Annotated in this window: 22 protein-coding genes; 12 read left to right on the plus strand and 10 right to left on the minus strand. The window is 71.5% G+C overall.

What is annotated here, in order from left to right; genetic code table 11:
- Positions 1–213: 213 nt before the first annotated feature.
- The gene (dgoD, locus tag ACT3UL_RS06795; protein WP_444577361.1) at positions 214–1,362 is read right to left on the minus strand and encodes a galactonate dehydratase; all 1,149 of its coding nucleotides are present in this window, start codon (positions 1,360–1,362) and stop codon (positions 214–216) included.
- 240 nt (positions 1,363–1,602) lie between these two features.
- The gene (locus ACT3UL_RS06800) at positions 1,603–2,136 is read right to left on the minus strand and encodes an SRPBCC domain-containing protein (RefSeq protein ID WP_444577362.1); all 534 of its coding nucleotides are present in this window, start codon (positions 2,134–2,136) and stop codon (positions 1,603–1,605) included.
- A gap of 188 nt (positions 2,137–2,324) precedes the next feature.
- On the opposite strand from ACT3UL_RS06800, the gene ACT3UL_RS06805 reads away from it, so the two are divergent.
- The 6 genes from ACT3UL_RS06805 to ACT3UL_RS06830 all read left to right on the plus strand — a co-directional run bounded on the left by ACT3UL_RS06805 (position 2,325) and on the right by ACT3UL_RS06830 (position 8,817).
- The gene (locus ACT3UL_RS06805) at positions 2,325–3,839 is read left to right on the plus strand and encodes a mannitol dehydrogenase family protein (protein WP_444577363.1); all 1,515 of its coding nucleotides are present in this window, start codon (positions 2,325–2,327) and stop codon (positions 3,837–3,839) included.
- Positions 3,839–4,843, plus strand: a complete 1,005-nt coding sequence (locus tag ACT3UL_RS06810) for an L-idonate 5-dehydrogenase (protein ID WP_444577365.1) — start codon at positions 3,839–3,841, stop codon at positions 4,841–4,843. The genes ACT3UL_RS06805 and ACT3UL_RS06810 overlap by 1 nt, the downstream gene beginning before the upstream one ends.
- 133 nt (positions 4,844–4,976) lie before the next feature.
- Entirely contained in the window at positions 4,977–5,630 is a 654-nt protein-coding gene (locus ACT3UL_RS06815; protein ID WP_443351753.1) for a bifunctional 4-hydroxy-2-oxoglutarate aldolase/2-dehydro-3-deoxy-phosphogluconate aldolase, read from the plus strand.
- The gene (locus ACT3UL_RS06820) at positions 5,627–6,700 is read left to right on the plus strand and encodes a sugar kinase (RefSeq protein ID WP_444577367.1); all 1,074 of its coding nucleotides are present in this window, start codon (positions 5,627–5,629) and stop codon (positions 6,698–6,700) included. The genes ACT3UL_RS06815 and ACT3UL_RS06820 overlap by 4 nt, the downstream gene beginning before the upstream one ends.
- 223 nt (positions 6,701–6,923) lie before the next feature.
- Positions 6,924–7,361 (plus strand): MarR family winged helix-turn-helix transcriptional regulator, encoded by a 438-nt coding sequence (locus tag ACT3UL_RS06825; protein WP_443416157.1) that lies wholly within the window; start codon positions 6,924–6,926, stop codon positions 7,359–7,361.
- A gap of 124 nt (positions 7,362–7,485) precedes the next feature.
- The gene (locus ACT3UL_RS06830; protein ID WP_444577369.1) at positions 7,486–8,817 is read left to right on the plus strand and encodes an MFS transporter; all 1,332 of its coding nucleotides are present in this window, start codon (positions 7,486–7,488) and stop codon (positions 8,815–8,817) included.
- A 315-nt stretch (positions 8,818–9,132) separates the two neighbouring features.
- Here ACT3UL_RS06830 and mgtE read toward each other — a convergent pair whose 3' ends face one another.
- The 4 genes from mgtE to ACT3UL_RS06850 form a co-directional block, all read right to left on the minus strand.
- A complete protein-coding gene (gene mgtE, locus ACT3UL_RS06835; RefSeq protein ID WP_444577371.1) occupies positions 9,133–10,491 on the minus strand; it encodes a magnesium transporter in 1,359 nt (452 codons plus the stop codon).
- A gap of 129 nt (positions 10,492–10,620) precedes the next feature.
- A complete protein-coding gene (locus ACT3UL_RS06840) occupies positions 10,621–12,462 on the minus strand; it encodes an aryl-sulfate sulfotransferase (protein WP_444577373.1) in 1,842 nt (613 codons plus the stop codon).
- Positions 12,463–12,521: 59 nt separating this feature from the next.
- A complete protein-coding gene (gene manD, locus ACT3UL_RS06845) occupies positions 12,522–13,760 on the minus strand; it encodes a D-mannonate dehydratase ManD (RefSeq protein WP_444577374.1) in 1,239 nt (412 codons plus the stop codon).
- A 73-nt stretch (positions 13,761–13,833) separates the two neighbouring features.
- A complete protein-coding gene (locus ACT3UL_RS06850; RefSeq protein ID WP_444577375.1) occupies positions 13,834–15,252 on the minus strand; it encodes an MFS transporter in 1,419 nt (472 codons plus the stop codon).
- 184 nt (positions 15,253–15,436) lie between these two features.
- On the opposite strand from ACT3UL_RS06850, the gene ACT3UL_RS06855 reads away from it, so the two are divergent.
- Positions 15,437–16,342, plus strand: coding sequence for an IclR family transcriptional regulator (locus tag ACT3UL_RS06855; RefSeq protein WP_444577376.1), 906 nt, complete (start codon positions 15,437–15,439; stop codon positions 16,340–16,342).
- Here the strand turns inward: ACT3UL_RS06855 and ACT3UL_RS06860 are convergent.
- Positions 16,298–17,014 carry a hypothetical protein gene (locus tag ACT3UL_RS06860; protein ID WP_444577378.1) on the minus strand — a complete coding sequence of 239 codons (717 nt, stop codon included), beginning with the start codon at positions 17,012–17,014 and terminating at the stop codon, positions 16,298–16,300. The genes ACT3UL_RS06855 and ACT3UL_RS06860 overlap by 45 nt on opposite strands.
- A gap of 182 nt (positions 17,015–17,196) precedes the next feature.
- Between ACT3UL_RS06860 and ACT3UL_RS06865 the strand changes: the two genes are divergently transcribed.
- The 4 genes from ACT3UL_RS06865 (at position 17,197) to ACT3UL_RS06880 (ending at position 21,659) form a co-directional block, all read left to right on the plus strand.
- On the plus strand, positions 17,197–17,709 hold the full coding sequence (locus ACT3UL_RS06865) for a DUF3592 domain-containing protein (protein ID WP_444577379.1): 513 nt from the start codon (positions 17,197–17,199) through the stop codon (positions 17,707–17,709).
- Between the two features lie 292 nt (positions 17,710–18,001).
- Positions 18,002–18,964, plus strand: coding sequence for a Gfo/Idh/MocA family protein (locus ACT3UL_RS06870; RefSeq protein ID WP_444577380.1), 963 nt, complete (start codon positions 18,002–18,004; stop codon positions 18,962–18,964).
- A 149-nt stretch (positions 18,965–19,113) separates the two neighbouring features.
- A complete protein-coding gene (locus ACT3UL_RS06875; protein WP_444577381.1) occupies positions 19,114–20,127 on the plus strand; it encodes a Gfo/Idh/MocA family protein in 1,014 nt (337 codons plus the stop codon).
- 287 nt (positions 20,128–20,414) lie between these two features.
- Positions 20,415–21,659 (plus strand): MFS transporter, encoded by a 1,245-nt coding sequence (locus ACT3UL_RS06880; RefSeq protein WP_444577382.1) that lies wholly within the window; start codon positions 20,415–20,417, stop codon positions 21,657–21,659.
- Between the two features lie 246 nt (positions 21,660–21,905).
- On the opposite strand, the gene ACT3UL_RS06885 is transcribed toward ACT3UL_RS06880, so the two are convergent.
- Positions 21,906–22,532, minus strand: a complete 627-nt coding sequence (locus ACT3UL_RS06885) for a DinB family protein (RefSeq protein WP_444577384.1) — start codon at positions 22,530–22,532, stop codon at positions 21,906–21,908.
- Between the two features lie 117 nt (positions 22,533–22,649).
- Positions 22,650–23,225 (minus strand): mycothiol transferase, encoded by a 576-nt coding sequence (locus tag ACT3UL_RS06890; RefSeq protein WP_444577386.1) that lies wholly within the window; start codon positions 23,223–23,225, stop codon positions 22,650–22,652.
- Positions 23,226–23,344: 119 nt separating this feature from the next.
- Between ACT3UL_RS06890 and ACT3UL_RS06895 the strand changes: the two genes are divergently transcribed.
- Positions 23,345–24,313 (plus strand): helix-turn-helix transcriptional regulator, encoded by a 969-nt coding sequence (locus tag ACT3UL_RS06895; protein ID WP_444577388.1) that lies wholly within the window; start codon positions 23,345–23,347, stop codon positions 24,311–24,313.
- Positions 24,314–24,370: 57 nt separating this feature from the next.
- On the opposite strand, the gene ACT3UL_RS06900 is transcribed toward ACT3UL_RS06895, so the two are convergent.
- Positions 24,371–25,195, minus strand: a complete 825-nt coding sequence (locus ACT3UL_RS06900; protein WP_444577389.1) for a sulfite exporter TauE/SafE family protein — start codon at positions 25,193–25,195, stop codon at positions 24,371–24,373.
- Positions 25,196–25,393: the final 198 nt, after the last annotated feature.

Below are 25,393 nucleotides of genomic sequence, written 5' to 3' on the forward strand. Positions count from 1 at the left end.
TCGTCGGATCGATCGGGATGGTCAGATCGATCGAGGTCGTCGGTGCGGTTCTCTCCGCACGGGCGGTCGTCAGCGCGGGCGGTCAACGCAGCGGGCAGTACGGGCGGTCGGCGCAGGGATCAGCACTGGCAGTCCGCGCAGGCGGTCCTCGGCACAGGGTCAATGCCAGCGGTCAGTGCCAGCGGTCGGGAGCAGGGGTGCGGCTGGGTCGGCTCACCATTCGGCGAGCGAGCCGTCGCGGTGGCGCCAGATGGGGTTGCGCCAGCGGTGGCCGATCTCAGCGCGCTCACGCACGTAGTCCTCATCGATCTCGATGCCGAGACCCGGGCCCGTCGGGATGCGCACCATGCCGTCCTCGTAGGCGAAGACGGAGCGGTCCTTCACGTAGTCGAGCAGGTCGTTGGCCTCGTTGTAGTGGATGCCGAGGCTCTGCTCCTGGATGAAGGCGTTGTAGGCGCCGGCGTCGATCTGCAGGCAGGTGGCCAGGGCGATCGGGCCGAGCGGGCAGTGCAGGGCGAGGGCGACGTCGTAGGCCTCGGCCATCGCTGCGATCTTGCGGGTCTCGGTGATGCCGCCGCTGTGGGACGGGTCGGGCTGGATGATGTCGACGGCGCCGCTGGCCAGCACGCGCTTGAAGTCCCAGCGGGTGAACAGCCGCTCCCCCAGCGCGATGGGCGTCGGGGTGGCGCGCAGGGCGTCGAGCACCGAGTCGAGGTTCTCGCTGAGCACGGGCTCCTCGATGAACAGCGGATGGAACGGTTCGAGCTCGCGCAGCAGCACCTTCGCCATCGGAGCGTGCACACGGCCGTGGAAGTCGACGGCCACCCCGATGTCGTCCCCGACGGCCTCGCGGATCGTGGCGACGTTCTCGACGGCTCGGGTCACCGTGTCCCAGCTGTCGATGAACTGCATCTCCTCGGTGCCGTTCATCTTCACCGCGCTGAAGCCCCGCTCCACCGCGTTCTTGGCCTGACGGGCGGTGTCCGAGGGGCGGTCGCCGCCGATCCAGGAGTAGACGCCGATGCGGTCGCGGACCCGACCGCCCAGCAGCTGGTGGACGGGCATGTCGTGCGCGCGGCCCTTGATGTCCCACAGCGCCTGGTCGATGCCGGCGATCGCGCTCATGAGGATCGGGCCGCCGCGGTAGAAGCCGCCGCGATACATGACAGTCCAGAGGTCCTCGATGTTCTCCGGGTCCTTGCCCACGAGATAGTCGCTGAGCTCCTCGACCGCCGCGCACACCGTCGCGGCACGCCCTTCGACGACCGGCTCGCCCCAGCCGACCACGCCCTCGTCGGTATCGATCCGCACGAACGCCCAGCGCGGTGGGACCTGATAGGTGGTGACCGTGCGGATCTTCATCGTCGATGCTCCTCGGACGTGCAGTGCGGGCGGGCCGTTCAGGCGGGCCGTTCGGGGGCAGGACATGCCGAGCCGTCCGACGGACGGACCCGCCCGTCGGGCGGCCACGGTCGGCCAGGGTGCCATATCCGCAGGCCGTCGTGTGCGACCGTCTTCCGCACGGCGTCCCGGCGGCGGGCCAGATCGCAAGGACCGTCGGCTCGGGTCACGGGCCTCAGGTGCGGATCGCAGCCCGGCCCGTCACCTCGCCAGTGCGGCGTAGTCCTCGCTGAGGCTCATGTAGCGGGTGTCCCAGACCTCCATGCCCGGGATGTCTCCGCCGGTCACCGTGCCGACGAGCCGATCGAGGTACCACTCCCAACCCGGACCCACGTGCTGGATCATGTCGATCGGCACGTCATGGTGGCGCAGCCGCACCTGGGTGACCGGCTCGGTCCCCGCGTCCGCCGCAACATGATCCTCGTCGGCTCCGACCGCGTCGTCGAGCTCGACGGAGAGCCGCCAGGTGCCCTCGCCCATCGAGGAGCTGACGGTGAGCAGCTCTCCCGCGTCGCAGGCGTGGATCGTGTACTCGCTCGCCGAGGCCTCGCCGGGCTCGGCGTTCATCAGGACCTGCACCCGGCCCGTCGTCGGATCGCCGGCGAAGGTGCCGAACCAGGTCGCCAGCAGGTCGGAGCGGGTGAGGTGGTCCCAGATCCGGGCGCGTGGGGCGAGCACGGAGCGGGTGAGGACGAGGTCGTGACCGTCTCGATCGAGGCTTCCGGTGATCGCCATCTGTCTGCTCTCCTGATCGTCGGTGCGGACAACTCCGCGGAGGCTGCCCACGGTAGTCGGCGCGCGACAGGACAGCAGCGAGGTGAGCAGGGACCGCCTTGATAGGATGTTACGAGTCCCGAAACCATCGTTCCGCATGTCGAAACGCAGTGTCGGGAGCCGTGCATGACAACGACCAGGAGGAACCCGTGCCGTCCTCGGACAGCCTTCCCACCCTCGGCCGGGCGAGCGCCCGCAGCCTGCCCCTGCTCGGCGCCTCGGCCCCTCAGGACCCCGCTCGGGCCGGCATCATTCACCTGGGACTCGGCGCCTTCCATCGCGCCCACGGCGCGGTGCACACCGCCCGTGCCCTCGAGGCCGTGGAGGGCGACTGGGGCATCATCGGCTTCGCGAACCGCTCCCGCGCCGTGGTCGACCCGATGGCCGCGCAGGACGGCCTGTACAGCGTGCTCGAGCTCGCGGATACCGGCACCCGCGCCGACGTGGTCGATGTGCACCGCGGTTTCGGTGTGATGGCCGAGGATCCCGGCGCTGTGGTGGCCGAGATCGCGACCGCCGCCCGCCGCATCCTCACCCTGACCGTGTCCGAGGGCGGCTACTCCGTCTCCCCGCGCACCGGCCGCCTCGACGTCGAGGCCGCCGGGATCCGCGCGGACCTCACGGATCCCACCGCCCCCCGCACCGTGATCGGCCTGCTCGCCCGAGGCCTCACCGAGCGAGCGCCCAGCGGTGAGCCGTTCACCGTGCTGCCCTGCGACAACGTGTCCTCCGCGGGGCAGACGGCCCGGCGCATGGTCACCGAGTTCCTCGAGCACTCCGGTGCCACCGAGGACGTCCTGACCTACGTGCGCGAGCAGGTCGCCTTCCCCGACGCGATGGTGGACCGCATCGTCCCGGCCACGACCCCGGGCACCTCCGATCAGGTCGCCGAGCTGCTGGGCGTGCGCGACGGCGCCCCGGTGCGCGCCGAGAAGTTCTCCATGTGGGTGATGGAGGACCACTTCCCGGCAGGCCGCCCCGCCTGGGACCTGGGCGGCGCGATCATGTCGGACGAGGTGGGCAAGTACGAGCAGGTCAAGCTGCGGATCCTCAACGGTCCGCACTCACTGATCGCCTACCTCGGTGCGCTCGACGGCCGCGCCACGATCCCCGCGAGCTTCGAGCAGGACTGGATCGCGGAGTCCACGCTCGCGCTGATCCGGGGCGAGAACCTGCCCACGATCGACCTCCCCTCGGGCTTCGACGTCGAGGAGTACATCGAGGACCTCACGCACCGCTGGCACAACCACGACCTGGGCCATCGCACCCGCCAGGTGGGATCCGACGGGTCGATGCGGCTGCCGCAGCGGGTCCCGACCCCGGCGCTGTTCCATCTCGAACAGGGACGGATGCCGGCGCTGCTCGCGCTCACCGTCGCCGCCTGGTTCGCCTGCGTCGTCCCGCCGCGCGGGTTCGAGCCCGGCGAGCAGGCCCGGGCGATGAGCGATCCGGATCAGGACCGTCTGCAGGAGGTCGCGGCGCGCGCCACCACCCCGGCCGAGCACGCCCGCGCCCTGCTCGAGAGCGGATGCCTGTCCGAGCAGCTCGCCGAGCGCGAGGACTTCGTCGTCGCCGTCGGCGAGCTGCTCACCACGATCGTCACGTCGGGACCGCGCGCCGCGGCCGCCGACGCCCTCGCCGCTTCCCTGAAGGAGAACCGCTGATGAAGGCCCTGACCATCCATGCTGCCGAGGACATCCGCTGGGAGGACGCCCCCGACGTCGAACCGAGCGGGGACGAGGTGCGACTGCGGATCGCGTACGTCGGCATCTGCGGCTCCGACCTGCACTATTACTTCCACGGCGCGAACGGCGCGTTCGTCATCACGGAGCCCCTGATCCCGGGCCATGAGCTCTCGGCCGTGGTCGACCTCGACCCCCGCGGCGAGTTCGCCCCGGGCACCCCGGTGACCGTGCACCCGGCCCGGTACGGAGCCAGCGCGCCGGGCATCGAGGACCGCCCGCATCTGTGGCCCGGCGGCGATTACCTGGGCAGCGCGAGCGTCACCCCGCACCGCCAGGGCGCCGCGGCCCAGTACATGGTCATCGACCGCGCGAACCTGCGCCGGCTCCCGGAGTCGCTGCCCCTGCGTCGGGGCGCGCTCGCGGAGCCGCTCGCCGTCGCCCTGCACGCCGTGACCGTCGCCGGCGACGTGACGGGCAAGAAGTGCCTGGTCCTGGGCTCCGGCCCGATCGGTCTGCTGGCCGTCGCGTCCCTCCTGCACCGCGGCGCGGCCTCCGTCGACGTGACCGACGTGCGCCCCGAGCCGCTCGAGCGGGCGAGCGCCCTGGGCGCCTCGCGGACGATCCTGGTCACCGAGGAGAGCCCCGAGGACAACGCCTACGACGTGGTGCTCGAGTGCTCCTCGGCCCCCGTGTCGCTGTCCTCGGGCGTGCGCGCCGTGCGCCCCGCCGGGATCATCGTGCAGGTCGCGATCCTCCCGAACACGGACATCCCCGTGAACCTCGCCGCGCTCGTGGCCAAGGAGGTCCAGCTGCGCGGCACCCAGCGCTTCGACACCGAGATCGACGAGGCCATCGAGGTGCTCGCGGCCGACGACCGCTTCGACGCCGTGGTCACCCAGGTCATCCCCGCCGCGGACGCCGTGGAGGCGTTCGCGACCGCGAAGGATGCCTCCCGCTCCGCCAAGGTGCTGCTCGAGCTGTGAGGATCCAGGGCCGGCGCTGTGCGCGTCGGCCCTCCTTCCCCACCGCATCCGCCGCCCACGGCGGGTAGCCTCCGTCGTCCACGTCGCGCCCGCCGCCCACCCCGTCCGTACCGACCTCCCCGAGGAGCCCGCCATGACCCGCACCGAACGCCCCACGCTTCCCGAGCGCACCGCGGCCGCCCGCCTGATCGTCGTGATCCGCGGCGAGCGCGCCGACCAGTACGCACCCGTGCTGGAGACCCTCGCCGGCGCCGGCATCCGCTCCGTCGAGCTGACGCTCTCCACCCCGGGCACCCTCGACGAGCTGCCCGACCTGCTGGAGCGGTTCGGCGACCAGCTCGACATCGGCATCGGCACCGTCACCGACCCCGCCGACCTGCGGCGGGCGGCCGAGCTCGGCGCGCACTACATCGTCACCCCCATCACCCGGGCAGACCTCCTCGACGCGGCCGCCGAGTCCGGTATCGCGATCGTGCCCGGCGGCCTCACCCCGAGCGAGCTGCACACGGGCTGGGCCGCCGGCGCGGCAGCGGTCAAGGTGTTCCCGGCGAGCGTCGTGGGTCCCGGCTACCTCAAGGACCTGCGCGGACCCTTCCCGGGCATCCGCGTGATCCCTTCCGGCGGCGTGGACCTCGAGGCGGCGGGCGCCTGGCTGCAGGCCGGGGCCGACGCCGTCTCCGTGGGCGGCCCGCTGCTCGGCGATGCCCTCAAGGGCGGGGACCTCGGCGCCCTCGCCGACCGCGCCGCCCAGTTCGTGGGCGTGACCACCCGCGAGGCCGGGGCATGAGCGGCGCCCCGTCGGCCGCGTCGGCATCTGCCGCGTTGGCCGCCCCATCAGCCGCACCGTCGCCCGCCCCGTCGGCCGCGCGCGTGGTCGCCGTCGGCGAGACCATGGCGATGATGCGCAGCGGCACGATCGGCTCGCTCGCCCACCTGCCCTCGGTGGACATCTCCCTGGGCGGCGCCGAGTCGAACCTCGCGATCGGCCTGCGCCGCCTCGACATCCCCGTCGCCTGGGTGAGCCGGGTGGGCGATGACCCGCTGGGCACGCGGGTGATGCGGGAGATCCGCGCCGAGGGCGTCGAGGTGCACTGCACCGTCGATCCGGAGCGGTCGACGGGCCTGATGCTCAAGTCCCGACCCAGCGGCACCACAACGCGCGTGGACTACTACCGCGCCGGGTCCGCCGCCTCCGCGCTCACGCCGGACGACATCCCCGACGGCCTCATCGAGCAGGCGGACATCCTGCACCTCAGCGGCATCACCCCGCTGCTGTCGGAGACCGCGCATGCCACCAATGTCGCGGCCGTGCATCGGGCCGTCGCGGCGGGAGTGCAGGTCAGCCTCGACGTGAACTACCGCTCCCGCCTCGGATCGCGGGAACTGCTCGCGGAGCGTCTGGGCGAGATCCTCGAGCACGTCGACATCGTGTTCGGCGGGCCGGAGGAGCTGTCGATCATCGCCCCCGCCTCAGGCGGTGCAGGTGTCGGCACCGCTGCCGCTGCCGCTGCCGACGAGTCCGACCACCAGGCCCTGCTGCGGGCGCTGGAGGCCGACGGCCGCCAGGTGGTCGTGAAGCTCGGGGCCGACGGGGGCGCCACGCTCGCGGACGGTGAGATCCAGGAGGCTCCCGGGCATCGGGTCGACGTGGTCGACACCGTCGGCGCGGGGGACGCCTTCGTAGCCGGGTACCTCAGCGCCCAGCTCGACGGGCTCGACGTGGCCGCGCGGCTGGCCCGCGCGAACGCCTGCGGGGCGCTGGCCTGCACCACTCCCGGGGACTGGGAAGGGGCGCCGCGACGGCGCGACCTCGACGCCCTGCTCGCCGGCGGCGCCGGAGATCCCGTGATCCGCTGAGGCTCGAACGCCGGCCCTGGCGCATCGACCTCGGCGTCGGCGTCGGCGTCGGCGTCGGCGTCGGCGCGGTCTACCGAGTGTGACCTTTCCGCGCAATGGAACGTCAGACAACAGCTCCAAGGTCGCACTGGGCGCCGGGCGCCGGGCGTCGTGAGACGCACACAACCAGTTCGCATCCCTCACTTGTTTTAGTTCGCATTGCAAACTACTCTGACTCGTCGTGATGACTTCCGATGACGCTCCTGGCGAGCTCCCCCAGCACCTCGCCCTGGTGTGCAGCCAGTTCTCCCGGCTCGCCGCACGCCGCTCCGAGGTGGGCGTCGGCACGGTGTCCTGGCGCGTGGTCGCCACGATCGAGCGTCACGGGCCGCTGCGCCTGAGCGAGATCGCCGACCGCGAACGGGTCTCCCGCCCCACGGCGACCACCGTCATCAAGCGGCTCGAGGAGGAGGGGCTGGTGCGCCGGGAACCCGACCCGACGGACTCCCGCTCCTCCCTCGTCAGCACCACGGAGCAGGGCGCCCGACAGCTCACCGCCTGGCGCTCCCAGCTCGCGACAGGCGTCGGCGCACTCCTGGAGCCGCTTCCCGCCGAGGACATCGCGACCCTCGAGCGCGCCGCCGAGATCCTCGCCGGGCTCGTCGACTCGCACGACGGGTGACCCCGACCGGAGCCCGTCCCCGCTCCACGCCGCAGCTCATCCCGCCCCCTTCACGTCGACCCGCTCCCCCGGACCATCTCCGGGCTCGACCCGTCGTCCCCCTCCGACCGAAGGACCTCACCGCATGACCGTGCACACCACCGGTTCGACCGCTCCGCAGGGCACGACCCCGCCGCCCCCGCCGCGGAAGCCGGCCGCCCAGAACGCCGCCCCCACCCTGCGCGAGGCGTTCCGCCAGCCCAAGTCCGTGTGGGCGATCGCCTTCGCCGCGACCGTGTCCTTCATGGGCATCGGCCTGGTGGACCCGATCCTCCCCGCGATCAGCACCCAGCTGAAGGCCACCCCGTCGCAGGCGATGCTGCTGTTCACCAGCTACCTCTTCATCACCGCGATCGCCATGTTCTTCACCAGCTGGTTCGCCTCGAAGATCGGGGTGAAGCGCACGCTGCTCATCGGCCTCGTGCTGGTGGTGCTGTTCGCGGCACTCGCCGCGGGCGCAGGCGGCGTCTGGGAGATCATCGGCCTGCGCGCCGGCTGGGGCCTCGGCAACGCCCTGTTCATCTCCACGGCCCTGGCCGCGATCGTCGGTGCCACCGCCGGCCCCAGTGCCGGCGCGATCATCCTCTACGAGACCGCGCTCGGCATCGGCATGGCGCTCGGCCCGCTGCTCGGCGGACTGCTCGGCAACGTCTCCTGGCGCGCCCCCTTCGCCGGCACCGCCGTGCTGATGGGCGTCGGCTTCCTCGCGATCATGGTGCTGCTGAAGAAAGAGGCCAAGCCCGCGCACGTCGCGCCGCTGGCCTCGCTGCGCGCCCTGTCCCACCCGGCGCTGCGCACGCTCGCCCTCACCGCGATCTTCTACAACTTCGCGTTCTTCACGCTGCTGGCCTACTCGCCCTTCCCGCTCGAGGCGGCCGCCGCCGCGCACGGGATGGAGTTCGGCGCCCTCGGCATCGGCGGCGTGTTCTTCGGCTGGGGCCTCGGCCTCGCGATCACCTCGGTGTTCGTCGCCCCGGTCCTCACCCGGAAGCTCGGGCTGATCCCCACGCTGCTGACCGTGCTCGGCCTGCTCGCGGTACTGATGCTGATCATGAGCATCTTCCACACCTCGATGACCGGACTGATCGTGCTCATCGTGATCGGCGGACTGCTGCTGGGCATCATGAACACGGCGCTGACCGAGACCGTCATGGAGGCGACCGACCTGCCCCGCGGCGTCGCGAGCTCCGCCTACTCCGGCGTGCGCTTCCTCGGCGGCGCGATCGCTCCCGCCATCGCCGGGCCGCTCGCCGCCGCGACCGCCGCCGGCGCTCCGTACCTGCTCGCCGCCGGGGCGCTCGTGGTCTCGATGCTCATGCTCGTGATCGGCCGACGCCACCTCGCCGCCGTCGGCACCCACCACCAGCTCACCCCGGTCGAGGAGGCCGAGGCGATCACCGTCGGCGACGAGGTGTGAGCGCCCGGCCCTGACCCGGGCCGAAGCGTCCCGATCCACCGGCCCGGGTCGGGAGCGAGCGCGCAGGCCCGCCGGCCCGGGTCGGGAGCGAGCGCGCCGGCCCGCCAGTACCGAGGCGCGCGGACCCCACCGGCACCAGGTCGCGACACGCCCGCCGAATCCCTCGATCCGTACCGCTGGCGGTACAGATCGAGGGATTCGGTGTGCGTGTCACACTCTTCGCGGCGAGGACCCGCCCCACGAGAGCGTGAGTGGGCCCCGCCAGACGGGAACGTGAGTGGGCCTCGCGCGGCGGGAGCGCGACGGGTCGGGCCGTCAGAGGCCCAGCACGGCCGTGGCGATCGTGAAGTAGATGATCAGGCCGGTGGCGTCGCAGAAGGTGGAGATGAAGGGGTTGGAGAACACTGCCGGATCGGCCCCGACCCGCTTCGCGACGAGCGGCATCAGGCCGCCGACGATCGCGGCCATGGTGCAGATCGACAGCAGGGTCAGCCCCATCACCGTGCCGATCGGCCAGCCGTAGACCAGGCCGGAGACCACGAACCCCAGGGTGCCCAGCACAGCGCCCAGCGTCGCGCCCACGCGCAGCTCCTGCCAGACCACACGTGGCAGGTCCCGCACCCTCACCTCGCCCACGGCGAGCGCACGGGTCACGGTGGTCGCCGCCTGGTTGCCGGTGTTGCCGCCGGTGCCGGTCAGCAGCGGGATGAACAGCGCCAGGATCACCACCTGGTCCAGCCGGTCCTCGAAGACCTCGAGCACCTGGACGGTGAGGATCGCGGAGATGGCCAGCACGAGCAACCAGACGATGCGGCTGCGCACGATCCCCACGATCGGGGTGGACAGGTAGGCGCGGGGCAGCGGTTCGGAGCCGCTGGTGCGGGCGGAGTCCTCGGTGTTCTCCTGCTCGATGATGTCCACGGCATCGTCGACGGTCACGATCCCCACCAGGCGGTTCTCGCTGTCCACGATGGGCATGGCCAGGAGCTTCGCGCTGAAGAAGCGTCGGGCGGCGTCCTCGCGGTCGTCGGTGGCGGTCGCGCGGACGGCGTCGTGCGCGATGTCGCCCACGAGCGCGTCCTCGTCGGCGAGCAGCAGCCGGCGCAGCCCCACCACGCCCAGCAGAGTCCGGGTCCTGTCGACCACCGGCAGCAGGTAGATGGTCTCGGGCTCCTCCGCGTGGGTCCGCACGTGGGCCAGCGCCTCCCGGACCGTGAGCGAGGGGTGCAGGGTGAGCACCTCGGGGGACATGTACCGCCCGATGGCGTGGCGCGGGTAGCCCAGCACCGTGGTGGTCATGGCCCGTTCGTCCGCATCGAGCCCGTGCATGAGCCGCTCGGCGACCGAGGCCGGCAGCTCGTCCAGCAGGGCGGCACGGTCGTCGGGGTCGAGGTCCCCGATGATCTCGGCGACCTGCGGGGTGCGCAGGGCGGAGATCAGCTCGGCCTGGTGATGGGAGGGCAGCGACTCGAAGACGCTCAGCGCGGTGTCCTTGTCGAGCACCCGGAACAGCACGGCCGCTTCGGTCTCGGGACGGGACTCGAGCAGATAGAGCAGTTCGCCGGCAGGCAGCAGATGCGCCTCGCGGGCGAGCTGCTCGAGCTGTTCCTCGTCGTGCGGCTGCGCGCGCAGCATCGAGAGGACGGATTCGACGGTCGCCTGGGTCTCTGTCACCGTCTCATTGTGTCCGAGTCGGACGGGCCGAGGGGAATCGTGTCCGGTGGCGCGGGATCACAGGGTCGGCCGACGGGGCGCGGGATCAGAGGGTCGGCCGACGGGGCACGGCCTCTCGACCTCCCGGGATCAGTGCCCGCTGAACCAGAAACCGTCGAAGGAGTCCTTGTAGACCCGGTAGCCATGGCTGGCGGAGTCGTAGCGGTAGGTGGCCAGGATCTTCCCGTCGGCCGACCGTTCGGAGAACTCGTTCGCACGGCCGGAGTTCGCGACCATCGGCTGGTCGATCCCGCCGTCACCGAGGCGGAACACGTTGGAGACCACCGAGGAGTACGGCAGCTCGACGGCGTCGTCCTGCCGGTAGGTGCCGGCGTTCTCGTCGACGAGATAGCGCAGGGCGTGGCTGACCCCGTCGTGCTCATCGGTGGTGGCGTCCTCCGGGCCGACGTCCTGCCAGTCCGCGTCGTCGCGCGTGCCCACCCGCCAATAGTTGTTGTTGAACATCTCCAGGTAGAACTGGCCCGCCTCCAGGGCGTCGTCGTCGAGGCGTCGCACGCTGTGCTGGCCGGCATTGCCGATCACGGTGCCCTCGGGGGCGAGGAAGTGCTCCTCGTAGCCGGTGCCCTCCCAGAGCGCGGCCACACCGATCATCCAGCGCACGGTGGGGTCGGCTCCCGGGTCGAGGGCGTCGTCCAGGGCGATGATCGTGGAGGTCTCGCGGGCCGAGAGGTACATGACGCCCTCGCGGACGTCGATCGAGTTGACGTGGATCCAGTCCTTGCCCTGGACCGCGGACCCGCCGGCTTCGCCCTCCTGCGCGTGGGCGAGCTTCTCGTACTCGGGGAGGATCGCCTGCAGGTCGACCACCTGGGCGACGTCCCCGGAGGCGAGATCCACCCGGATCACCCGGTCCTCGACCCGCTCCGAGGTCGAGTCCGACGTGAGGACATAGGCGACGCCGTCGACCACGACGAGATCGTGGTGGACGCTGTGGTCCCCCAGGTCGATGAGGGTGTGGGCGTGCCCGAGCGGATCGAGCATGCCGACCTGGCGGGACCCGGTGGTGATCACGAGGTCCCCGTCGGTCACGACGACGTGGTGCGCGGCGGTGTCGCCGGAGCTCACCTCGGCGCGCATCGTGCCGGCGTTGTCGACGAGGTAGGTGTTGTTGCTCTGGGCGGTGACGCCGCTGAGCGCGAAGAGCCCCGGGGTGAGGGCATCCGGATCGGCGATCTCGGCGGTCACGGCCGTGCCATATCCGGACTCCGTGGCGGGGGCCTTGATCCGCAGTTCGCCGCTGGTCCTGCCGCTGGCCTCGCCACCGGCCTCGCCACCGGCCTCGGGCGTCCAGGTCAGCGACAGGGTGTTGTGGGCGCCGGGGACCAGGCCGATGACCAGGCCCTCGAAGCCGGTCCGGCCATGGTTGGCGGCCGTGCGGGCGAAGTCCTCGGTGGCCGCGGCCCGGGAGAGGACGTCGAGCTGCCCGCTGGCCGCGTCCTCGAAGTAGACGTACAGACCGGTGCGGGTGCTGCCGTAGGGGTCGAGCACCAGCAAGGGGTCCTCGCGGGTCCAGTCCTTCTCCGCCTTCTTGGCCTGCAGCGCCTCGTGCCGCGCCTGCTGGGTGGTGGCGTCGTACAGCGGCGGGGCGTCCTGGTCCTCCGCGAGGTCGTAGCCGACGGTCCAGACCATCCAGTCGCCGCGCGAGGCAGGGTCCTCGCGGTAGACGACGCTCAGCTCGGCGACCTCCTCCACGTCGGGCTCCTGCGGCCCGGGCCCGGTGTCCTCGTCGCTGCAGGCGGCCAGCGCGAGCAGGGCCAGCGAGCTGCCGGCGCCGGCCAGGGCCGTCCGACGCCGGATCGGGACGCTGTCCCGGGACGGATCCGTGCGTGAGGCATCACCACCGGCATCGGCACCGGCACGGGCACCGGCACCGGACGTGGCAGGGAGATCGGGGGCAGGATCGACGAGCATGCCCCTCACCCTGGGCATGCCGTGCCCGGAAGTCCGCCGGAAGGTCGGCGCACCTCAGCTCACCAGTCGTGCACGGACCCGTCGCGCAGGCGGTTCACCGGCAGGTAGGCGGGCACGTACTCGTGGGCGGCCGCCGCCTCCTCGTCGAGCTCGACGCCGAGGCCCGGGGTCTCGCCCGGGTGCAGCAGACCGTTCTCGAAGCGGTAGCTGGTGCGGAACACCGACAGGGTGGTCTCGGAGTGCGGCATGTACTCCTGGATGCCGAAGTTGTGGATCGCGAGGCCCAGGTGGAGGTTCGCGGCCATCCCCACCGGCGAGACGTCCGTGGGCCCGTGGAACCCGGAACGGATCCCGTAGACCGCGGCGAAGGCCATGATCTGGCGCAGGCCGGTGATGCCGCCGGCGTGGGTGGCCGAGGATCGCACGTAGTCGATCAGGCGCTCGGTGATGAGGGTCTGGTAGTCGTACACCGAGTTGAAGACCTCGCCGATGGCCAGCGGCGTCACCGAGTGCTGGCGCACCAGGCGCAGCACGGCCTGGTCCTCGCCGGGCGTGCAGTCCTCGAGCCAGAACGGGTCGTAGGGCTCCAGCGACTTCGCGAGCTTCGCGGCCTCGATAGGGCTCATGCGGTGGTGGCCGTCGTGCAGGAGGCGCAGCTCGGGGCCGAACTCCTCGCGCACGCCCGCGAACACGGTGGGCAGGTGGCGCAGGTAGGCGCGGGTATCCCAGGTCTCCTCCGTCGGCCGCAGCGGGGCTCCCTCCTCCGGGCGGCCCGCGGGCTCGTACTCGTACTTCCCGCCCGGCTCGGAGTCGTGCACGCCGTAGATCTGGTCCAGCCCCGGCACTCCCGCCTGGATCCGCACCGCGCCGAAGCCCTGCTCGACGTAGCCGTGGATGGCCTCGTTGAGCTTCTCGATGGTGGTGCCCGACGCGTGCGCATAGGTGAGCAGCCCGGTGCGGGAGGCGCCGCCGAGCAGCTTGTACAGGGGCTCGCCAGCCTTCTTCGCGGCGATGTCCCACAGCGCCATGTCGATCGCGGCGACGGCGGCCATGGTGACCGGGCCGCGGCGCCAGTAGGGGCTGCGGTAGAGGTACTGCCAGGTCTGCTCGATGGCCGATTCGTCGCGGCCGATCAGGGTGGGCGCCACGTGATCGCGCAGGTAGGAGACGACCGCGAGCTCGCGGCCGTTGACCGTGCCGTCGCCGAGGCCCACGATGCCGTCGCTCGTGGTGACCTTGACGGTCACGAAGTTGCGGCCGGGGCTGGTGACGTTGACGTCGATGCGTTCGATGCTCATCGGGTGCTCTCCTGGGTGGCGTGGCGGGTATCAGTGTGGTCGATGGAGGGGAGGCAAGCGCGGGCGGGCGCTGTCACATGGCGGGGTTGGGGTCGGTGAGGTCGCGCCCGGCGACCTCCTTCATCCAGATCGCGGCGAACAGGGCGCAGCCGCTGAAGAACATGATGATCACGGCGACGGGGATCCAGGAGCCGGTGGCGCTGACGATCGCGGCGGCGATCACGGGGGTCGCGCCGGTGGCGACGATGGCGGCGACCTCGCGCACCACGCCGGTCGCCTGGTAGCGGTTCTTCGCACCGAAGATCTCGGGGAGGGTCAGGTTCTCCATGGACGCCAGGGACATCACGCCGAGGTTGTGCAGGACGACGTAGCCGACGATGACCTGCCAGGTCTGCCCGGAGACGATCAGGAGCACGCACGGCAGGGCGGCGACCAGGCCGGCGGCGCTCATGATCGTGTACATCGTCTTGCGCCCGTACTTGTCGCCGAGCAGGCCGACCACGGGAACGGTCACGAACGCGACCAGCGAGGAGATGATGACGACCTCGGTGGAGAGCTGCTTGTCCAGCAGCAGGAACACCGTCATGAAGGTGATGAGGTAGGTCTGGATCATTCCGGAGTTGCCGGCCTGGCCGAAGCGCAGCAGGAACGCGACCGCGACGGACTTGACCGTCAGCGATGGGGCCTGCTTGAACTCCGCGGCCTCGGAGGGCGCCTCACCGGCGGCGATCTCCTCGTGGCCCACGGCCTCACCATCGACCACATCGCCGCGGGCCTCGAAGACGGGGCTCTCCTTGAGGTTCAGGCGCACCCACACGGCGAAGACCATCACCAGGGCGCTGGCGATGAAGGGGATCCGCCAGGCCCAGTCGAGCAGCTGCTGCTCGGTGACGACCACCAGCAGCACCGCCCAGATCGCCGAGGCGAACAGGGTGCCGCAGTTGGTGCCGAGCGCGACCAGGGAGGCGACCAGCCCGCGGCGTTTGACCGGGGCGTACTCGGAGAGCATCACGCCGGCGCCGGAGATCTCGGCGCCCGCTCCGAACCCCTGCAGCAGGCGCAGCAGCACCAGCAGCGCCGGGGCGAGCAGTCCGACCTGGCCGTAGGTGGGCAGCACGCCGATCAGGGTGGTCGCGGTGCCCATGAGCACGATCGTGTAGAAGAGGACCTTGCGTCGGCCGATCCGGTCGCCCATGCGCCCGAAGTACCAGGCGCCGACGGGGCGGGCGACGTAGCCGACGCCGTAGGTGGCCATCGCGCCGATCACGGCCATGCCCGGATCCGCGGAGGCGAAGAACACCTGGCTGAACACCAGGGCCGCGGCCAGGGAGTACAGCTGGAAGTCCATGAACTCCAGGGCGGTGCCGAGCCAGCCGGAGATGGCGGCGCGCACAAGATCGCCCACCGAGCGGACGGGCTGGGTCGCCTCGACGGTCGGGTCACCGGGGGTGACGGATGGGGCGGCCGAGGCGTCGGTCGGACTGGTGCTCATCGTGCTCCTTCGCGCGGCCCGCGCAGTGCGGGCGAGCCGGGCCGACGGGCTGAAATACCTCGTCGGACCCTGTATCGTTTCGGTATGCAAAACGTCTGTTTCGAGATGCGCGATAAGCATAGGGCTCCCGACCGGGGTCAGCAACGCCGTCCCAGCACCGCCGGACGAGGGGACAATGAGACCCATGACGTCGACCTCTGAGCCCACCGCGAGCACCGGGACCCCTGTGGGCACTGCGACCCCTGCAGGCGCTGCGACCCCCGCGGACGCTGCGACCCCCGCAGGCGCTGCCACCCCTGCGAGCACCGAGCCCACCACCTCCCCCGTCGGCAGCGTGGACAAGGCGCTGATCCTGCTCGAGATCCTCGCCGAGGCCGGGCCCGAGGGGATCACGCTGCGCGATGTCGCGGAGTCCAGCGGCTTGAACAAGGCCTCCGTGCACCGCCTGCTGCGCGCCCTGATGCACCGGGACTTCGCCGAGCAGGTCGCTCCGGATCAGCGCTACCGCCTGGGCGGCTCGATCGCCCTGCTGGCCGGGCAGTTCGAGCGCGGCGAGAACCTGGCGATGCTGTTCGCGCCGGCCCTCGCCGCGATCTCCCATCGCACCCAGGAGCTCGTGCACCTGGGCCGGCTCGACGGCGCCAACGTGCTCTATCTCGACAAGGTCGAACCCGAGCGCACGGTGCGCGTCTGGTCCAGCATCGGCAAGCGCGCCCCGGCGGCCCGCACCGCGATGGGCCGGGCGATGCTCGCGGCCGACGGGGTCCGCGGGAACGCGCTGACCGCGTACGCGCAGGCCACAGCGGTCGACACGGGCGAGCCGGGCCAGGTCGTCGAGCCCGCGCGCCTCACCGACGTCATCAAGGAGACCCAGCGGCGCGGATGGTCCCGCGAGGTCGAGGAGAACGAGAAGGGCATCGCCTGCGTGGGCGTCGCGCTCGTGCGCCCCGGCGGCCGCTCCGTGGCCGTCAGCGTCACCGGTCCGATCGAGCGGATGGGCGCCCGACGCCGCACCGAGGTCGCGGAGCTGCTGCGTGCGGAGCTCTCAGGCCTGGCTCCCGCCGGCTTCGATGTCGCCCCGCTGGCCTGAGAAGCGCTCGACCAGGGCCCCGACGACGGTGCCGACCAACAGCGCCGCCACGATCGCGATGAGCTGCGCGGTGCTCGGGATGCCGGACGCGCCCGTCCCGCCGGCCCTGCCCAGGAGATCCCCGATCACCGCGTAGCCGATCACCAGCGCGGCCACGACTCCGGCGGCTGCGACGCCGATCTGCAGGGCGCGCACCCGTCCCCCCGCGGCAACCAGCGCGCCGACCACCACCACCACGACCACGGCCTCCATCACGGCGCCGGCGCCCACCACGAGGACCGACTGCGAGAGCCCGAGCAGCGCCCGAAGGGTCTGACCGGCCTCGCCGAGTCCGATCAGCACACAGGCGAGGATGCCCACGACCGCGGTCACCCGCGATCCGTCGGACCTGACCACGATGAACACGGACGCGGCGTTCGCGAGCGCCAGCCCCAGCAGAAGACCGGCCGACGAGGCGAGCACGGCCGCGTCGTGGAGGTGCAGCACGTACTCAGCGATCGCCGCGAGGACGCCGAGCAGCAGGGCGAGTCCCAGCGCCAGCCCCGCCCCGCTCCAGGCCCGACGGGGCGCCGCGATCACGCCCGCGGCGAGGGGGAACGCGATCGGCAGGGCGAGCAGCACGGCGGTCAGCGCGACCGCGAGCAGCTCGAGAGGCTCCAGGGCGAAGGACATGCCCACATCGTCCCCCCGATCCGGGCGGCACGGGGGTGGTGTGCGGAAACCGTGACCTGCAGGAGTCCTGCCCGTTGCGCCCCGCCCGTCGCACCCGTCGGCCGCAGCCCGCCCGGTATGGCACTCTGATCCCGTCTTCCGCCCACCGGCCCGCCCCCGACTCTGCCTAAAGGAGACCCGCTGTGTTCGACGTGGAGATGATCGACTTCTTGAGGCACAGGGTGCCCCTCCTCATGGGCATCGGCCTGCTCGTCCCCGCCGTCGCGGTGCTCGGCGCCCTGACGCGAGGAGTCACAGGGTCGATCGCGCTGGTGCGCTCCTACCGCCTGACGAGCAGGACGGGGCTCGCCGCGGAGGGCAGGGTGGTCAGCAGCTCCGAGCATCGCACCCGTCTCCCGGGCGGCTTCGAGCGCCACATGGTCGAGACGATCGCGTTCACCACGCAGTCCGGGGTCGCGGTGCAGGGCGAGGCGGCTCATTCCGACGTCGGGATGGAGGACCGCACCGGGCAGACGGTGACGCTGCGGTACGACGAGCAGAACCCGACGCGCTTCGTCGCTCCGACCGACATCAGCGACGCCGCCGAGATGCTCTGGGGCCCGCGCGCCAGGGAGGTCGGCAAGCAGCTCGCCATCGGCGTCATCGGGCTGCTGCTCGTGGTGTGGGTCGCGCGCCTCCTGCTGAGCGTCCTGTAGGGCGGGTCCACGGTCGGCTCCGCGGTCGCGTCCACGGTCGGTCCCGCGGCCGACTCCAGGGGCGGTTCCAGGATCGTTCCTCGGCCGGCTCCTGGGCCGGGTCCTCGGCCAACTCCCGGTCGCGACACTCATCTGCATGCACGCCGCCGCAGGACAAAGCGGTTAAGCCTTGGTAAAAAAGGTTGCCCAGGGGGTTCCACTCCCCCGGAACGTCTGTAGGCTTGCTCACACCATCAACGTGGCTGTAAGTCCTGCGGGCGCGCCGCTCCCTCCACCCAGATCGTGAGTATCCGTGTCCGCAACACTGCGCATCGCTGCCCTGTCCGCCTGGCATGTCCATGCCGAGGAGTACGCCCGGGAAGCCCAGAACCACCCCGAGACCGAGCTCGTCGCCGTCTGGGACGACGACGCCGAGCGCGGCAAGGCCCTCGCCGAGACCGTGGGCGTCGAGTTCGTCGCCGATCTCGACGAGCTGCTGGCCCGTGAGGATCTCGACGGCGTCACCATCACCACCGCCACCACCGTGCACCGCGAGGTGATCGGGAAGGTCATCGCCGCCGGGAAGCACGTCTTCACCGAGAAGCTGCTGGCTCCCTCCCTCGCCGAGTGCGACGAGCTGCTCGAGGCCGCTCGCGCCGCCGGCGTGCAGGTCACCGTGTCCCTGCCGCGCCTCGCCCACGGCTACACCGTGGCCCTGCGCGAGGTGCTCGACGGCGGCTCGCTGGGTCGCCTCAGCTACTCCCGCGTGCGCCTGGCGCACAACGGTTCCACGGCCGACTGGCTGCCGCCGCGCTTCTACGATCCGGCCGAGGCCATCGGCGGAGCGTTCAGCGACCTCGCCGCCCACCCGTCGTACCTGACCCAGCTGATCCTGGGCACCGACGTCACCGTCGCCTCGGCCACCTACACCGATATGACCGGCCGTGGCGTCGAGGACAACGCGGTGGTCACCGTGACCAGCCCCGACGGCGCCATCGGCGTGGTCGAGACCGGTTTCGTGACGCCGTTCAGCCCCTTCTCGATCGAGGTCCAGGGCACCACCGGCACCCTCACCTACGGGCTCGGGGCCGACGGCGCCATGGTCCTGGACACCGGTGACGGGCCCACCGTCATCGAGGTCCCCGAGGACATCCCGAATCCCTTCGCCCAGTGGGTCCAGGCGATCCGCACGGGCGAGGAGACCACCGAGAACCTCGAGCGTGCTCGCGCGCTGACCGAGCTGGTCGTGGCGGCCAACGCCGCAGCGTCGGCCTGAGACCGATCGGGCGAGCTCATCCCGCTCGTCCCGCGTGTCCACCACCCTGCCCCGACCGGCACTTCCCACGTGCCAGACGGCGCAGCCCCTGACCCGCAGCAGCACCCGCACCACCCAGCAGCACCCATCACCCTCCTGAGGAGAACCCCATGACCAGCACCGTCCAGTCCCCCGTCCGCATCGGCCTCATCGGCGGCGGCGGCATCGCCAACGCCCACCTCAAGGGCTACGCCCAGATCCCCGACCGCGTGAAGATCACCGCGATCGCGGATGCCAGCGAGGAGGCCCTCGCCAAGCGCGTCGAGGAGACCGGCGCGACCGGGTACAGCGACTTCACCGAGATGGTGAAGGACCCCAACATCGACGCCGTCGACATCTGCCTCCCCCACCACCTCCACACCCCCGCGATCATCGCGGCGGCCGAGGCCGGCAAGCACATCCTGTGCGAGAAGCCGCTGTGCCTCACCCCGGAGGAGGCCACCACGGTCAGCCAGGTCATCGAGAAGTCCGGCGTGACCCTCATGTGCGCCCACAACCAGCTGTTCATGCCGGCCGTGGCCAAGGCCAAGGAGGTCATCGACTCCGGTGCCCTCGGCCAGGTCTACGAGGTGCGCACCACCGACTCCTTCTTCAACGACTTCGACCCGGAGTCGATGGGCTGGCGCGGGCACGCGGCCACCTCCGGCGGCGGCGAGCTCATCGACACCGGCTACCACCCCACCTACCTGATGCTGCACCTGGCCGGGGCCACCCCCGTCAGCGCCTTCGCGATGCTCTCCACCCACCGTCTGAAGTTCATGGAGGGCGAGGACTCCGCCCAGGTGCTGGTGCGCTTCGACAACGGCGCCGTGGGCCAGATGGTCACCTCCTGGGCCTACGCCGCCGCGCCCGGCACCGACCGCTTCTCCGCTGTGGGCGAGAAGGGCTCTCTGAGCTCGGACGGCTCCACCCTGCGCGTGCAGCTGCGCGGCGAGGAGGTCCAGGTGTTCGAGCACGAGGACGTCGACACCTTCGCCGCCGAGATCGCCCACTTCGTGGACGTGCTCACCACCGGCGAGCGCCCGATCAACAACCAGGTCGAGGGCGTCAGCGTGCTCGGCGTGATCCTGGCGGCCTACGAGTCCTCCAAGACCGGCCAGGTCGCGGACGTCATCAGCCTCTGACCGAACGGGCGGGCCCGGCAGAACCACCAGTCCCGCCAGTCTGCCGAGTCCGGCGGGCCCGGCCGGGCGGGCCAGCCGAGCCCGCCGGGCCCGCCGGGCCAGCACCCCGGTAATGCGGCTCCAGGACCGATGTTTCGCGCATCATCGGGCCTGGAGCCGCATTTCTGGCTCTCCTGCGCCCCGTGCGTCCGCACCCGGCTCGTCCGCACACCGTTCCCCCGCCATCCTCTCCTGGCACCGACCGATAGGGAGTCACCCGCCTCGTGAGCACTCCCGAAGGCCCCGGCATGTCCGACCCTGCATCCCCCGGCCCGGCGGGCGTCCCGTACAGCACGCTGATCTGGCTGGCCGTGGCCACCTTCACCACTGGGATCGACGGGTACGTCCTGGCCGGCCTGCTGCCGGACATCGCCGCCGACCTCGACGTCACCGCGGCCCTCGCCGGTCAGCTCGTCTCCGTCTTCGCCCTCACCTCCGCCGTGGCCGGCCCGATCCTCGGGGCCACCACGAGCGGCTGGGAGCAGCGCCGCGTGATCATGGCGGCGCTGTCGACCTTCATCGTCGGCAACCTGCTCAACGCGATCGCGCCCACGTACTCCCTCGCCCTGGGCGGGCGCGTGATCGCGGCGCTCGGCGGGTGCCTGCTGGGCGCGGCCGTGACCGGGTACGTGGTGCACCTCGTGGCGGAGCGCCACCGGGGCCGGGCGCTGTCCTTCGTGCTCGGCGGGTGGATGACGGCTACCGCGCTCGGCGTGCCCGTCGGCCTGATCCTCGGCCAGACCAGCTGGCGCCTGCCGCTGGTGCTGGTCTCGGTGGTCGGCGCCATCGCCCTGATCGGGATCGGCCTGCGCCTGCCTCCGCTGCGCTACCCGTCCTCGACGCTGGTCGCCCGGCTGAAGCCCCTCGCCCAGCCTCGCCTCGTGGCCGGCCTGCTGGTCTCCACCGGGGTGCTGTGCGCGAGCTACACCTGCTTCACCTATGCGGTACTGATCCTGGAGCCGACGCACCCCGCCGGCTGGATGATGATCGTGATCATGTGCGCCTACGGAGTGGCGAGCATGGTCGGCAATGCGATCACAGGTCGACTGGTGGATCGTTTCTCGCCGGTGCGGGTGCTGACCGTGATCCTCTGCGGCCTGCTCGTGAACGCCCTGTTCGGGACGCTCGCGTTCTCCCTCGCGGCGCCAGCGGCCTTCGCGGTGCTCAGCCTGGTCTGGTTCGTGCTCGCCGGCATCGGCAACGGCGGGCATGCCGTGCCCCAGCAGGCCCGCCTGGCGGCGATGACCCCGGGGACCGTCGCCGTGGTCATGGCGCTGAACGCCAGCGCGATCTCGCTCGGCGGCGCGCTGGGCGGCGGCGTGGGCGGGATCGCCCTGACGACGGGGCTCGCGCCCGGGCGCCTGCCGCTGATCGCCGCCGCTGTCCTCGCGATCACGCTGCCGCTGCACCTGCTGGTGGCCCGGTGGTCACGCGCAGGTGCAGCGGTAGCAGCAGCAGCAACAACAACGGATAGCCAATCCCCCGCGGGCTGAGCCGCCCGACGTCTCTTCGCGCCACCTCGCTGGATCTCGCTAGCCGTCATCCGTCGAGTGCGACCTTGGCACTGTCTCGAGACCCTGAGAACAGCGTCAAGGTCGCACTCGCCGTTGGAAGGCTCCCCGCTCAGGCCATCCTTCTCCGGGACCGTCATCCTGGCCGTCATTCCGGCTGCACCTCAGCGCCCCAGTTCCCCAGGACCTCAGTACCTCAGTACCTCAGTGCCTCAGTGCCTCAGTGCCTCAGTCACGGTGCGTCCAGAGGTCCCGCAGCAGGGCGATCTCGGCGAGGTGGTGGATGAGCTCGCGGTTGATGTGCGCGACGAGCGTGGCGCGGGAGTACTCGGCGTAGTACGGCCCTTCGGCCTCCCCCACGGCGACCTGCAGGTCCTCCGTGCTCCAGGAGCGGACGCCCGTGATCCAGCGGTCGTACCCGGCGTCGAACTGGGCCAGCGCCTCCTGGGCGGTCGCCGCGTAGTCCCAGGTCATGTAGTCCGCCGACGGCCCGCCGAAGTGGGCGTTGCTGCGGGCTCCGAGCACCCCGACGACGATATGTCCGAGGCGCCACGCGATCGTGGTCAGCGGTGTGGGTTCGGGCTCGGGGAACTCGAAGTCGATGACCATGTCCCCGCTGCCGCCCTGGATGGACGTGGGCGGAGCCTGGCCCTCGGGGGTGCGCGGGTGGACGGTCCAGGCCTTCCCGTCGGCCGACGGATCGAAGAAGTACTCCTCGTCGCTCAGCCCGTCGAGCCGGGGGCGTAGGAATTCGCGGACATGGAACTCGATCTGATCGATCAGGACCGTGGGCAGGTCGCCGTCCTTGCCCGGTACCGGGTCGGCGCTCTCGGTGGGTGCGTCGCTGCTGGTCATCGTGCTCTCCTCCTGGATATCAGTCGTCGGCGGTCGGTTGCCGGTCGTCGGTCGTCGGTCGGGGGTCGGTCGTCAGCGGTCGGTCGTCGGTCGTGAGACCGCCCCTCGGGCCCGGGCTCACCAGCCCTCGGGCGGCCAGGTCTGCCCGGCGGCGAGGGCGTTGAGCTCGTACGTGCCCCTGCCGTCGATGCTCTCGCGCAGGATGTCCGCGTGGCCGGCGTGGCGGGCGTTCTCCTCGACCAGGTGCAGGGCGTACCACCGCATGCTCCAGGTCGTACGTCCCTCGAACCAGGGCTGATCCGGGACCGGGCCCCGGGTCTCGGGATCGGTGCCGCGGATGGCGTCCGCGAGGTCCTGTCCCGCCGTCCGGAGCAGTTCGGTCAGCGACTCCGCGGTGTCCTCCTCGCGGGCGGCCTCCGGGGCGAGGCCGCCTTCGGCCTGGTACTGCTCCGGGGCGCGGTCGGGGGCCGCTCCTTCCCCGGGGGCCGCGGCGATCGTCCGCGCCGCCGTCTCTGCCATGAGGAGGACGTGCCGGGACAGCGCACCGAGGCTCATCCCCGAGGCGCTCGGGACCTGGCGGAGCTGCTCGGGGCTCAGGCTGTGAAGGGCCGTGGCGACCTGCTCGATCTGCTGCTGGGCGAAGGTCGCGAGGTTGTCGAGCTCGTCGGTCGTCTCTGCGGTGAGGAACGGCATGGTTCGGTTCTCCTTCGGTGCGGGCGGCGGGAGTCCGCGACGCCCTCTTGTGCGGTCGAGAACCACCTTCCTCCCTGAAGCGGACAGTTTCTGTCCGCGAAGACGGGCACACTCTTCCCATGAGCAACGTGACCACCCGAGCCCTGCGACTGCTCGCCCTGCTCCAGTCCCGCACCGTCTGGACCGGGCCGGAGCTGGCCGCCGAGCTCGCCGTGACCGAGCGGACCGTGCGCCGGGACGTGGACCGGCTGCGCTCGATGGGATACCCGGTGCTCACGTCGGCGGGGCACGGCGGCGGCTACCAGCTGGGTGCCGGGCGGGAGCTGCCGCCGCTGCTGCTGGGATCGCAGGAGGCAGTGGCGGTCGCGGTGGGACTGCGGCTCGCCGCCGCCTCGGGCCTCGAGGGGCTGGACGCAGAGGCGCTGCGGGCACTCGCGGCCCTGGATCGCATCCTGCCGCCGACGGTCCGCTCGGAGGTCTCCGCCGTCACCGACGCCCTGGGGGTGGTGGCCCGGCCCGTCCCTGCTGCGAGCGCCGCCGTGCTGATCGCCCTGGCCACCGCGGTGCGGGACGGGCTGCGGGTGCGCCTGGACTACGAGAAGGGGGACGGCGAGCGCGGTGAGCGCCGCATCGAGCCGCGACGGGTGCTGTCTGTCGACGGGCGCTGGTACCTGTTCGCCTGGGACCTGGACCGCGAGGACTGGCGCACCTTCCGCCTGGACCGCATGCAGGCCGTGCACCCCAGCACCTTCCCGATCACGCCGCGACCCACGCCGAGCATCGAGGCCACCGTGCGCCAGTCGATCACCGTGGGCGGGTACACGACGGAGGTGGTGGCCCGCATCCGTCGGCCGCTCCACGAGGTCGAGAAGCTCATCCCGGTGCGGGCGGCGACGGTCACGGCCGACGGGGAGCACGCCTGCATCGTGCGCGCCGGATCCGACAGCGGGGATCTGCGCTGGGTGGCCATGCACCTGATCAGCCTGGGCGGTCCGATCGAGGTGATCCAGCCGCCCGAGCTGCTCAGCGTGCTCGAGGAGATCAGCGCCTGGGCGGGCGTCGCCACGCTCGCGCCCGACGCCCGCTGAGCCACCGCGCTCCCCGGGGCAGAGGCCCGCCCGGACCAGAGCCCGGAGGACCCGAGCTCAGAGGACGAGCAGTGCCAGCGCCGAGACCACGGTGAGCACCAGGATCAGCTTCTCGAAGACGCCCTGCGGGATCCGCCGCGCGATCTTCGCCCCGCAGTACGCGCCGATCAGCACCAGCGGCACCAGCATCAGGTCCATGACCAGGGTGTCGCGGGTGATGAGGCCGAGGCCGGCGGAGAAGGGCAGCTTGATGACGTTGACGATCGCGAAGAACCAGGCGGAGGTGCCCAGGAAGGTCAGCACCGGCATCCGCATCGCGTAGAAGTACATCGACATCACGGGTCCGCCGGCGTTGGCGACCATCGTGGTGAAGCCGCCCAGCACCCCGTACCCGGCACGGCTGAGCGCGACCCCGGCGCCCGACGGGGCGACTGCCGGATCGGTCGCGTCGCCGGCGTCCGCGGCCGCGGACGGATCCGCCGACTTCTTCACGCGAGCCGAGCGCCGCCGCCACACGGTCACCGCGATCAGCACCAGCAGGATCACGCCGATCGTGGTGCGCACGGTGTCCCCGCCCACGGTCGCGAAGAAGATCGTGCCGAGCACGATGCCGATGAGCACGCTGGGGATCAGTCGCACCAGCGTGCGCACGTCGGGCTCGCGCCGATAGACCCATAGCGCGGTCGCGTCGCCGACCATGAGCAGGAGCAGCAGCGCGGCGGTGGATTCCTTCGCCGGCAGGGCGAGCGCGAAGAGGCCGACGGCGATGGTGCCGCCGCCGGGCATGGCGGTCTTGGACAGGCCCACGACGAGCGCACCGATCATCACCAGCACCCAGGTGGCGGCGCCGAGGGTGGGGATCAGGGCAGCGAGGTCGGACACGAGAACTGAAGCTACCAGTGCAGAACATCGCGCCCCGCGCCCGTCCGCGACCCGGGTGCCGACGACCAGATCCAGCGAGCCAGAGGACTGCCACGTTCTGCCACGGCCGCAAGCGGCCCGAATGGGCGCAGAACAGTGGCATTTGCGTGGCATAGGGGTAGCCATGCGGGGACAAGTCCGAGTATCGTAGAGGGCATA

It is taken from the genome of Brachybacterium sp. 107 (assembly GCF_052379725.1).
Lineage (GTDB): Bacteria > Actinomycetota > Actinomycetes > Actinomycetales > Dermabacteraceae > Brachybacterium.

Excerpts from the sequence above, each read along its gene's own strand:
- ACT3UL_RS06880 (WP_444577382.1), top strand. The coding sequence starts at position 20,415 with ATGTCCGACCCTGCATCCCCCGGCCCGGCGGGCGTCCCGTACAGCACG.
- ACT3UL_RS06855 (WP_444577376.1), top strand. The coding sequence starts at position 15,437 with ATGACGTCGACCTCTGAGCCCACCGCGAGCACCGGGACCCCTGTGGGC.
- ACT3UL_RS06890 (WP_444577386.1), bottom strand. The coding sequence starts at position 23,225 with ATGCCGTTCCTCACCGCAGAGACGACCGACGAGCTCGACAACCTCGCG.
- ACT3UL_RS06840 (WP_444577373.1), bottom strand. The coding sequence starts at position 12,462 with ATGCTCGTCGATCCTGCCCCCGATCTCCCTGCCACGTCCGGTGCCGGT.
- ACT3UL_RS06875 (WP_444577381.1), top strand. The coding sequence starts at position 19,114 with ATGACCAGCACCGTCCAGTCCCCCGTCCGCATCGGCCTCATCGGCGGC.
- dgoD (WP_444577361.1), bottom strand. The coding sequence starts at position 1,362 with ATGAAGATCCGCACGGTCACCACCTATCAGGTCCCACCGCGCTGGGCG.
- ACT3UL_RS06810 (WP_444577365.1), top strand. The coding sequence starts at position 3,839 with ATGAAGGCCCTGACCATCCATGCTGCCGAGGACATCCGCTGGGAGGAC.
- ACT3UL_RS06820 (WP_444577367.1), top strand. The coding sequence starts at position 5,627 with ATGAGCGGCGCCCCGTCGGCCGCGTCGGCATCTGCCGCGTTGGCCGCC.
- ACT3UL_RS06815 (WP_443351753.1), top strand. The coding sequence starts at position 4,977 with ATGACCCGCACCGAACGCCCCACGCTTCCCGAGCGCACCGCGGCCGCC.
- ACT3UL_RS06830 (WP_444577369.1), top strand. The coding sequence starts at position 7,486 with ATGACCGTGCACACCACCGGTTCGACCGCTCCGCAGGGCACGACCCCG.
- ACT3UL_RS06825 (WP_443416157.1), top strand. The coding sequence starts at position 6,924 with ATGACTTCCGATGACGCTCCTGGCGAGCTCCCCCAGCACCTCGCCCTG.
- manD (WP_444577374.1), bottom strand. The coding sequence starts at position 13,760 with ATGAGCATCGAACGCATCGACGTCAACGTCACCAGCCCCGGCCGCAAC.
- ACT3UL_RS06885 (WP_444577384.1), bottom strand. The coding sequence starts at position 22,532 with ATGACCAGCAGCGACGCACCCACCGAGAGCGCCGACCCGGTACCGGGC.
- ACT3UL_RS06860 (WP_444577378.1), bottom strand. The coding sequence starts at position 17,014 with ATGTCCTTCGCCCTGGAGCCTCTCGAGCTGCTCGCGGTCGCGCTGACC.
- ACT3UL_RS06895 (WP_444577388.1), top strand. The coding sequence starts at position 23,345 with ATGAGCAACGTGACCACCCGAGCCCTGCGACTGCTCGCCCTGCTCCAG.
- ACT3UL_RS06800 (WP_444577362.1), bottom strand. The coding sequence starts at position 2,136 with ATGGCGATCACCGGAAGCCTCGATCGAGACGGTCACGACCTCGTCCTC.
- ACT3UL_RS06850 (WP_444577375.1), bottom strand. The coding sequence starts at position 15,252 with ATGAGCACCAGTCCGACCGACGCCTCGGCCGCCCCATCCGTCACCCCC.